At 60.1% G+C, this 9,906-nt stretch carries 10 protein-coding genes; 7 read left to right on the top strand and 3 right to left on the bottom strand.

Features of this window, described 5'->3' with window-relative positions; translation table 11 throughout:
- Together proV and NRB16_RS28480 are read right to left on the bottom strand one after the other, a co-directional pair.
- A partial coding sequence (proV, locus tag NRB16_RS28485) for a glycine betaine/L-proline ABC transporter ATP-binding protein ProV (RefSeq protein WP_257107513.1) occupies positions 1-1,165 on the bottom strand: 1,165 nt, incomplete at its 3' end.
- A 246-nt stretch (positions 1,166-1,411) separates the two neighbouring features.
- Complete coding sequence (locus NRB16_RS28480; RefSeq protein WP_253143003.1) at positions 1,412-2,644, bottom strand: aromatic ring-hydroxylating dioxygenase subunit alpha; 1,233 nt, start codon at positions 2,642-2,644, stop codon at positions 1,412-1,414.
- A 216-nt stretch (positions 2,645-2,860) separates the two neighbouring features.
- Here NRB16_RS28480 and NRB16_RS28475 point away from each other — a divergent pair, with 216 nt between their 5' ends.
- From NRB16_RS28475 to NRB16_RS28455, 5 genes are all read left to right on the top strand, one after another.
- Entirely contained in the window at positions 2,861-3,850 is a 990-nt protein-coding gene (locus NRB16_RS28475) for a LysR family transcriptional regulator (protein ID WP_253118151.1), read from the top strand.
- 254 nt (positions 3,851-4,104) lie between these two features.
- Positions 4,105-4,998 carry a dihydrodipicolinate synthase family protein gene (locus NRB16_RS28470; protein ID WP_257107512.1) on the top strand — a complete coding sequence of 298 codons (894 nt, stop codon included), beginning with the start codon at positions 4,105-4,107 and terminating at the stop codon, positions 4,996-4,998.
- Between the two features lie 19 nt (positions 4,999-5,017).
- Positions 5,018-6,343 carry an FAD-binding oxidoreductase gene (locus NRB16_RS28465; RefSeq protein WP_257107511.1) on the top strand — a complete coding sequence of 442 codons (1,326 nt, stop codon included), beginning with the start codon at positions 5,018-5,020 and terminating at the stop codon, positions 6,341-6,343.
- 140 nt (positions 6,344-6,483) lie between these two features.
- Entirely contained in the window at positions 6,484-6,825 is a 342-nt protein-coding gene (locus tag NRB16_RS28460) for a hypothetical protein (RefSeq protein ID WP_045490728.1), read from the top strand.
- Between the two features lie 155 nt (positions 6,826-6,980).
- Entirely contained in the window at positions 6,981-7,859 is an 879-nt protein-coding gene (locus NRB16_RS28455) for a DMT family transporter (RefSeq protein WP_253118148.1), read from the top strand.
- Between the two features lie 27 nt (positions 7,860-7,886).
- On the opposite strand, the gene NRB16_RS28450 is transcribed toward NRB16_RS28455, so the two are convergent.
- Positions 7,887-8,465 (bottom strand): helix-turn-helix transcriptional regulator, encoded by a 579-nt coding sequence (locus tag NRB16_RS28450; protein WP_253142999.1) that lies wholly within the window; start codon positions 8,463-8,465, stop codon positions 7,887-7,889.
- A 90-nt stretch (positions 8,466-8,555) separates the two neighbouring features.
- On the opposite strand from NRB16_RS28450, the gene NRB16_RS28445 reads away from it, so the two are divergent.
- Together NRB16_RS28445 and NRB16_RS28440 are read left to right on the top strand one after the other, a co-directional pair.
- The gene (locus NRB16_RS28445) at positions 8,556-9,077 is read left to right on the top strand and encodes a GNAT family N-acetyltransferase (protein ID WP_253118146.1); all 522 of its coding nucleotides are present in this window, start codon (positions 8,556-8,558) and stop codon (positions 9,075-9,077) included.
- 367 nt (positions 9,078-9,444) lie between these two features.
- On the top strand, positions 9,445-9,906 hold a 462-nt coding region (locus NRB16_RS28440; protein WP_257107510.1), incomplete at its 3' end, for a helix-turn-helix domain-containing protein.

The following is a 9,906-nucleotide window of genomic DNA, read 5'->3' as shown; positions in this document are numbered from 1 at the left end:
GGCTCAGGGTCTGGAGCAACAGGGTCTTGGAAATCGTGCCCTTGAACGCACCGCCACGGTCCAGTACCGGAACCGGGTAGGGCAGGCGGGCGACGATGCCGAGCACTTCGTGCAGCGGGGTGTCGGTGTACACCGGGTTCTGCTTGTGCTGGTCATGGCTGGAACCGGCAACGTGGGGGCTTACCGCGCCCGAGGCATCGATATCGACGACGCCAAGTAACTGGCCTTTCTCGTCCACCAGATAACCGTACGAACCGCCGCTGCTGAATTGGGCGGCTTTGCCGTTGACCTTGCACACGCTGGCCGGATCGAATTTCGCCACATCACCGGCCTTGAGCACCCGCGAGCTGTCGAAGCCCTTGAAAAAGGTCCGTACGTAGTCGTTGGCCGGCTGATTGATCAGCTCTTGCGGGGTGCCGATCTGCACCACCCGACCGCCTTCCATGATCGCGATGCGGTGGCCGATCCGAATGGCTTCTTCGATGTCATGAGAGATGAAAATGATGGTGCGTTGCTGCTCGGCCTGCAGGCGGATCAGTTCACCCTGCATCTCGTGACGAATCAACGGGTCGAGGGCCGAGAAGGCCTCGTCCATCAGCAGGATCGCCGGGTCGTTGGCCAGCGCGCGGGCCAGGCCGACCCGTTGTTGCATACCGCCAGACAGTTGATGCGGGTAACTGTATTCGTGACCGGCCAGGCCCACCTGACGCAGCGCTTCACTGGCCCGGGCATGGCGCTCTTGCTCGGATACGCCGGAAATTTCCAGGCCGAAGGCGGTGTTTTCCAGCACACTCATGTGCGGCATCAGGGCAAAGGATTGAAACACCATGCCCATGTCCTTGCGGCGCACGTTAAGCAGGTCCTTGTCCGACAGCCCGGTGATTTCCTTGCCGTTGAGATGAATGCTGCCGGAGGTGGGTTCGATCAGCCGGTTGAACAGCCGCACCATGGTCGACTTGCCCGAGCCGGACAGGCCCATGATCACGAAGATCTCGCCACGCTTGACTGAAAAGCTGGCATCGAAGACCCCGACCACGTGGCCGGTCTTGTTGAAAATCTCATTCTTGTCGGCGCCCTGGCGCAGCATGTCCATGGCCATGTTCGGGTTGGGACCGAACACCTTGAATATATTGTTGACCGAAAGAATTTCGTCCGCTTGGCTCATACGACCCTCTTGTTATCGTTATGACCAATTAATCAAACATGCGCAGGAAGATCCTTTCGCACACTCAGGTAAATTGGCAGTCCGTTCAAATTGAACGTGAGTCAGTTCGGTACGCAGATACTTCTGTTGTAAGGGAAGTGGATCCCTTCGCGGCTACGCACCGGGGGTAATATTGTAGTTATTGGGTGATGCGTTATTGCCTGATTCCAATCGTCTCATCGCCCTTAGGAGCGGCTTAGGTATGGCTCAGACGATACGGTTGTTACCCGCTTCGCTCAGGCGGCGGATCATCAGTTCGCTGTACCAGTCGACGAACTGGCAGACGCCGTTTTCCACCAAGGGCGAATACGGGCCGGGCTGATAAGCCGGGGAGGTCACGCCGACCTGCGCGCCTTCCACCAACATGCGATCCTGGTCATTGGTCGCCATCCAGACTTTGGTCAACCGCTCGATCTCGTAGTCCACACCCTCCACGGCGTCTTTGGGCACCAGCCATTTGGTGGTCACCACGGTCTCACCAGGCCCCAGCGGCAGCACCCGGAAGCTCAGCGCGTGGTCACCCAGGAAGTGGTTCCAGGTGGAGGGGTAGTTGAAGTACAGCAGCGCACCGATGTTGTTCACCCCACTGCGATCCAGGCGCCGGGCCACGGCCGGTTTACCGTCCATGGTGTAGCTGCTGGCGCCATGATTGAGCGGAATGCGGGTCATGCGGAACTGGCCATTGGGGTCCATATTGATCCGGCTGGCCAGGCCTGCGGCTTCACAGGTGTTCCAGTGTTCGGCCAGTTCCAGATCCTCTTCGCCGCCCAGACCCTGGACCGAAACGTTCTCAACGAAAGAGTTGAGCAATTCCGGGTGGGTGCCGTCGCAGTGGTAGCACTCGCGATTGTTTTCGAAGACCAGCTTCCAGTTGCCTTTTTCCACCAGACTGGCTTCGAAAGCGACCTTGCAGTCTTCCAGGTAGTGCGGGCCAATGAACGGCGAAACGGCACTGCGGAATTTTTCGAAATCCGGCGCGACCTTGGCCACGCATACATAGATATAGCTGTGCACCACCTCGCAGTGCGCCGGGTTCAAATGGTGATCAGCGGGGTTGAAGTCCGGGCCCATGTGGCCGGCGTACAGCAGCTTGCCGTCCAGCTCGAAGGTCCACTTGTGATAGGGGCAGACCATTTTGGCGACCTTGCCCTTGGCCTCGGTGCAGACCTTCGAGCCGCGATGGCGACAGGCGTTATGGAAGGCCCGGATTTCGCCATCTTTGCCGCGAATGACCACGATCGGATAGCTGCCAATCTGCAGGGTCAGGTACTGGCCGGGTTTTTCCAGTTCGAAGGTATGCCCGGCAAAGATCCATTCACGGTGCCAGATTTGCTCAAGATCTTGCTCATAAACAGCCGGGTCGTTATAAACCGCACCAGGGAGTGCATGTTGCGCCTTGCGTTGTTTGATCAGGTCTAATACAGCGTTGATGCGGGACATTATTATGTGCACTCCAAATAAGCTGAGGCTCTTATTGCGTGGGCCGTTTATTGCACGCAGGGCGGATTCCTGAATTAATCTGTTCAAGGTTTCAGGTAATTGAGCTAGGCTCTGGCGAAATCTTGCGCTGCTATCGCTGCTGCTTGCGATCAGTCTAGGGCGAGGCATCAGGTATAAAAATCAAATTTTTCTATAGTCAATTGATTACCTAAGGTTATGGTCAAACACACCGAGCCCGATCAGGCACTGATCAAAATGCCCTCCCTGCGGGCGGTCAAAGCCTTTGTGGCAGCGGCCAAGTATCAGAGCTTTACCCGTGCCGCCGAGGCGCTGTGCGTGACCCAGGCGGCGATCAGCCGACAGATCCGCGAGCTGGAAGAACACCTGGGCGCCGCGCTGTTCAATCGCGCCGGGCGCACCGTGGAACTCACCGCAGCCGGGGCGATTTTCTTCGATGCGGTGCAGTTGTCGTTTACCAATATTTCCCAGGCCGCTGACCGCATTCGCAGCAGCGAGAACCCCAAGCAGGTGGTAACGCTGTGTTGTTCTTCGGCCTTTGCCAATTTCTGGCTCGGTCCACGCTTGCCGGCGTTTTTCGAGGCTTACCCGGAAATCGACATCAATCTGGTGGTGACCCAGAACTTTCTGGTGATGGAGAACGGCGTCAACCCGGACATCATCATCTGCAAGATCGCCAAGACCCACGAGGGCTATCACAGCCAGCCGCTGGTCTGTGATGTCATCTACCCGGTGTGCACCCCGCAATACCTTGAACAACACCCGCAACTGCGCAGCCTGACCGGCATTCGCGATGGCGCGCTGTTAAACCTCAGTCCGTTCGGCCGTTCGCAGATTGCCGAACATGTCGACTGGGGCGTGTGGTTCGCCTACCAGAGCATCGATATCAAGACCCGCGCCAGCGATGCGCCGCATTACTTCAACTCCAACGACTACAACCTGCTGATCCAGTTGGCCCTGGCCCATCAGGGCGTGGCCCTGGGCTGGAACTATCTGGTCGAGCCGTATCTGCAAAAGGGCCTGCTGGTGCGCCCGGTGGCTGAACAATTGGTGCACCGTGAAACCCGGCATTACCTGAGTTTCAACGAGGCCAAAAGCCGCGACCTCAGTTGTTGCCTGTTACGCGACTGGCTGCTGGAACAGTTCGCCAGTGATAGGCCAGACGAGTTTATTGAAGCCAATGCATAACGCCAGCTCATCAATTGATGGGCATAAATGTCGCTGTAACCCTCTGCTGTTCGTAATTACTCTTTAACTCAGCCCGCGCAGGCCATTTACTTGCTGAAGCGGGGTTATTTGCAACTTCCTCACCTGCGTTATCGAGGCTCAGCCACCAGGTTTGCAACGGGCATTGTCGATCTCTCGACAGCGTCTGCTGGCTGCCTGCGGCCTGGTTTTGGCTGACCTGCAACGACATCACGAACAACAAGAGGCGCGACTCAATGTCTGCATTCCAGTTTTCCGGTATCAACCTGGCCATCACCACTCCATTCGATGCTCAGGGCAAGATTGACTATGCCCGTTTCGAGCAACTGATCGAGCGCTATCTCGCGGCAGGTATTCAGGGTTTCGTGCTTAGTTCCGGTACCGGCATGCATGTGTATCTGAGCAAGGATGAGTCCAAGGAACTGGTAGCGTTTGGCGCCAGGGTCATCAATGGCCGTGCCCGCATCATTGCCCAGACCTCCGCACTGCTGGCTGACGAGGTGGTCGAGCGCACCCGGCACGCGGCCAGCGTCGGCGCTAATGGCGTGATGGTCTTGCCGCCGTTTTTCGAAGGCCCGACCGATGACCAGGGCATTATCGATTTCTACTCCACCGTCAGTGAGGCCGGGCTGCCGATCATTGGCTACAACGTGCCACAGGCGGTGGGTGTGGAAGTGACGCCTTCGCTGTTCAAACAACTGAGCGAAATCCCCAACTTTGTCTCGGTCAAGGACAGCAGCGGTGACCTGGCGGCCCAGGCGGCGCTGATCCGCACCGGTCTGCCGACCATGAACGGTGCTGACCCGCTGGTGCCCTACGCGCTATATGCCGGTGCGGCCGGGCTGATCTGGGGCGGAGCCAATATTGCGCCGCGCACCTGTGTGGCGCTGGTCAATGCTGCGCTGGGAAAACAATGGGACCGCGCGCGGGAAATCTGGCGTGAGCTGGAGCCGGTCATGTCGCTGATCTGGCAGGGTGATTATGTGCAGTCGGTGTATGCCGCCGCCGAAATCACCGGTTACGCCGCTGGTAACCCGCGCCGTCCGCTGGCCCGTTTGTCGGCCGACAAGCTGCAGCACCTGCAGGCGGTGGTCGCGCCGCTGGCCGCTTATGAAACCAGCCTGGCCTGACCGTCGCGGAGCAGCAGCTATGTACGTGGCATCGAAGTTTCCCAAGCACAACAGCCTGTCGGGCTGGGTCGCCATGCTCGCGCAGCGCAAGCCGGCTCCGTCGTTGAGCAGCGTGGTCAGTGTCGATGTGGCGATCATCGGCGCCGGCTTTGCTGGCCTGTCTGCCGCCCGGCGCCTGTCACAACTGGACCCGACCCTCAAGGTCGCGGTGCTGGAAGCCGGTGTGGTCGGCGAGGGCGCCACCGGGCGCAACTCGGGGTTCATCATCGACCTGCCTCACGAAGTCAGTTCCGAAGACTTCGGTGACACCTCCACCGAGCGCGCCCGGCGCGACATTTTCCTGTACCGCACGGCCATTGGGCTGGCCACCGACATGGCCGACGAGTTTGGCTGGGGACGTGAGGTTCTCGACCGCTGCGGTCGCTACAGCGTGGCGATCAGCGCCAAGGGCGATGAGCACATCCGCAGCTACGCCAGACAGCTCGACGGCCTGGGCGAGGCGCACCGCATTCTCGACGGCGACCAGATCCATGAGGTCACCGGCTGCCCGATGTACACCTCAGGGCTGTTCATGCCTGGCACCGTGATGGTTCAGCCGGCAGCGTATATCCGGGCGGTGGCCGATGGGCTGCGCGCGCCGGTGAGCGTGTACGAGAATACCCCGGTGCAGCGTTTCGAGAAGACCGGCAGCACCTGGCAATTGAAGACCCCGCAAGGCACGGTCAGCGCTGGCAAGATCATTCTGGCCAACAACGGTCATGCCGAGAGCTTCGGGTTGTTCAAGGGCACGTTGCTGCACGTGTTCACCTACGCGTCGCTGAGCGAACCGTTCGATACCAGGCGCCTCAGTGGCCAGCGTGACTGGGCCGCCACACCAGCCTTGCCGATGGGCACCACGGTGCGGCGGATCAGCAGCGAGCAGGGCGACCGGCTGCTGATTCGCTCGCGGTATTCGTACCACGCGGGGCTGGAAATCAGCGAAAGGCACATTCGCGCGGCGGGCAGGGTCCACGACCAGAAGTTCGCCACACGCTTTGCGGGCCTGCCGGATGTGCAGATGCAATACCGCTGGGGTGGGCCGATGGCGCTGACCGTCAACAGCGTGCCGGTGTTTGGCGAGGTCGAAAACGGCTTGTACGCCGCCATAGCCTGCAACGGCCTGGGTGCGTCGAAATCCACCGCGGCCGGTATTGCGGCGGCAGAGAATGTGCTGGGTCTGGATTCGCGGATGGTGCAGATCCTCAGCGGTTACGAGCAGCCGAAGAAACTGCCGCCCCAGCCGCTATTGAGCATCGGTGCCAAGGCCAACCTGCGCCTGCGCGAGTGGCGCGCCGGACGGGAGTAGGGCGGTCGTGGCCGGTAAAATCGGTCATCGGCCATTGGCCCATTTGCCATACAGCGCCTAACCTGATTCATGAGCCCCCGCAACGGGGGCTCTTCCACACGAGGGTGGGCAACAGCCCTACCAGGGATCAGGAGGCGTCGATGTCCAGACACAACGTAATCGAGAGTCTGTACGCATGGCTGATGATTGTGGCGATCATCAGTGTCTTCAATATCCAGTACCTGATAAACGCGCTGCTGATCGGGGTCCTGATCAGCCTGGCGTACTTGCCGGCCTACAAGTTTCTCGGCGACAGCGTGCGTTCGGTGAATCGCAATGTCCTGCTGCGCTTTGTCGGCATCGGCTTTGCCATGGCGCTGGCGGCGCTGTGCGTGCTGGGCGACGAGTCCAAGGGCAACGCCATGGTCGCGGCGATCCTCGGTTACGTGGCCGCTCGCCCGGCACGGATGATGGTCAGCACCTACCTGGTGGCTGAAGACTGACCGACAGCAGGCCGGGCCGGACAACCGCCCGGCCTGCCAGATCGTCGGAAACGACCTGCGCATACCTGATTGCGTCCGATGTCCGCCATAGACAATTGGCTATCCGTTGCCTGGCTTATACCTGCGGCATCTTTCGACTGGATGCAGCCACCCTCATGCTCACCACCGCTGACAACCCGCCTGTCAACCGCACCCGCCTGGGGATCGCCCTGTGCCTGTTATCGATGCTGATCTTCGCCAGCCAGGACGGTATTACCAAGCTGCTGATCCGCGACCTGCCCGCTGCGCAACTGGTGATGATGCGTTATTGGGTCTTCGTGCTGCTGGCACTGGTGCTGGCCTGGCGACAAGGTGGGCTGCGGGTGGCCGCCCGCAGCAGCCATCGGGGCTTTCAGATACTGCGCAGTCTGCTGGGCGTTATTGAACTGGCCCTGTTTGCCCTGGCCCTGCGCTACCTGGGCCTGGCGGAAACTCATGCGTTGTATGCAGTATTCCCGCTACTGGCCATCGCCCTTGCGGTGATCTTCCTGCGCGAGCGGGTCAGCCGCCGCCAGATCGTCGCGGCGGTGATCGGCTTTGCCGGCACCCTGGTGATTCTGCGCCCTGGCGCTGCTGCCTTTGATCTGGCCGGGCTGATCCCGCTGGCCGCGGCGTTGTGTTTTGCGGTGTTCAACGTGCTCAGCCGCAAGATCGGCGGCACTGACAGTTTTGCGACCAACACCCTGTACATGGGCGTGGTCGGCGCGCTGGCCTCCAGCGGTTTCGGCCTGGCCAACTGGGTTGAACCCAGCCCTGTGCAGTGGAGCCTGATCGGCGTGCTGTGCGTCACTGGCGTCAGCGCGCAACTGCTACTCATCCAGTCGCTTAAATACGCCGAAGCCTCGACCCTGCAACCGTTCAACTACTCCTTGCTGGTGTTTGCCACTCTGGTGGGCGTGTTCGCTTTTGCCGAAGTGCCGGACAGGTGGGTCGTGGGTGGATCGATCATGGTCGTGCTGGGCGGGATGCTGGCGTTCAAGAGCGGCAAAAGATGATGGTCTGCGCCACTTGCCGGGCCGGCCTCAGGTCCGAGCATGCAGAATATTCAGCAAATACCGGCAGCCCCGAGCATCAGACGCTACAAAGCTCACCGGCTGATCCACCGCGAAATCCAGGTGATCACCGCTTTGCAATTGATAGACCTGCTCGCCATAGGTGACCTGCAGTTCACCTTCCAGCAGCCATAGCCGCTGCCGATACGCATTGGCCTGCCAGCGCGGATAGTCGATGCGGCTGCCGGCCGGCAGGTCGATCTCGACCAGTTCACTGCCGCTGGCCTCATCAAGCTCCGCTACCTGTCGGCGCAGATAGCCGGTGGACGGATCGCGCCAGGTTTCCTGCTCGTCGCGCCGCCTTAGCCGCGATGCATCATCGGGCGTGTCGTCGGCCAGCAATTCGGTCAGGGCTATGCCCAGCCCGGCGGCCAGCTTGCCCAGCACCACGGCGGTGGGGCTGCTTTCCAGGCGTTCGATTTTGGAAATCATCGCCTTGCTGACGCCGGAACGTTCTGCCAATTGCGCCAGGCTCAGCCGTTGTTGCGTGCGCAGGTGAGCAATACGCCGGGCGATCAGATCATCAATGCTGGGTGGGCTGGCCGTCATCTTGGCGTCTCGGTTGGGCTTCTCATGATTTAAAATCCACTATAGGATACGAATCGTCTCTAATTGTGTTTTAGCCGGGAAGCGTCATAAATGCAAATGATCGATTGCACAGAACAGCACCATGCGCAGGCCATCCTGGACATCTTCAACCACGAAATTCGCCATTCTACTGCGCTCTACGACTACCAGCCCTGGGATATCAGCGTCATGAAGGCGTGGTTCGAAACCAAGCGCGCCGGCAACTTTCCGGTCATCGGTGTGCAAGGCGAGCAAGGTCAACTGCTGGGCTTTGCCACCTACGGCACCTTCCGCACCCGCGCCGCGTACAAGTACAGCGTCGAACACTCGGTGTACATCCACCCGGATCATCGCGGTGCCGGGTTGGGTAAATACCTGTTGGGCAGCCTGATCGAACAGGCACGCTCACGCGGTGTGCATACGCTGGTTGGCGGTATCGACCTGGGTAACCAGGCGAGCATTCACTTGCATGAGCGGATGGGCTTTGAACGCAGCGGAGTGATCCGCGAGGCGGCTTACAAGTTTGGCCAGTGGCTGGATCTGGTGTTTTATCAGAAGGTGCTGGATACGCCGCTGGTGCCGAACGAGGATTGATGATGTTTGGACTAGCGAAAAAACGTACATGGCGGCATACCGACGTGCCTGTTGGCGCCATTGGCCGAAGGTCATGCCGATACTTCTGCAGCGTATAACCAGTGTGCGCCTTGACCATCGAGGCGCGACAAGCCCCGCCGTTCAGGGCGGGGAAGGATAGCGCGGACGGCGTAGCCGTCCTCGGTCGCAGTGGGGGCTGCTGCTGTTCGATGGATGCACCGCCACAGGATGATGCGCAGTAATACGGCGACACAGTATGCCCCTCTACAGCGATCTTTCGTTACAAAGACCCCATGGGCATGCACCTTGAAAACACCGTGCCGTCCGCGCCTAATGGCGTCTTCATTGCTCATGGCTCAAGAGCAGCATGCAACGACTTCAAGCCTTCAAGTACGAACTCATGCCAGACGGCCAGCAGGAGCGGCAAATGCGCCGCTTTGCCGGCTCCTGTCGCTTCGTCTTCAACAAGGCGCTGGCGTTGCAGAAGGAGCGCCACGAGCAAGGCGAGAAGAAGCTCGGCTATGCGGGCCTGTGCAAGTTGCTGACCGAATGGCGCAATAGCCCGCAAACCGCATGGCTGGCCGATGCGCCTGTTCACCCGTTGCAACAGAGCCTCAAGGATCTGGAACGGGCCTACGCCAACTTCTTCGCCAAGCGAGCCGACTTTCCCCGGTTCAAGAAGACGGGGCGGCGCGACAGTTTCCGCTATCCCGACCCGAAACAGATCAAGCTCGACCAGACCAACAGCCGCCTGTTTCTGCCCAAGCTGGGCTGGCTGCGCTACCGCAACAGCCGCGAGGTGCCTGGCACGGTGAAGAACATCACCGTG

Source organism: Pseudomonas sp. LJDD11 (assembly GCF_024584215.1).
Lineage (GTDB): Bacteria > Pseudomonadota > Gammaproteobacteria > Pseudomonadales > Pseudomonadaceae > Aquipseudomonas.
Note: the sequence above shows the minus strand (reverse complement) of the source record. Positions and strands in the feature narration are given on the sequence as shown.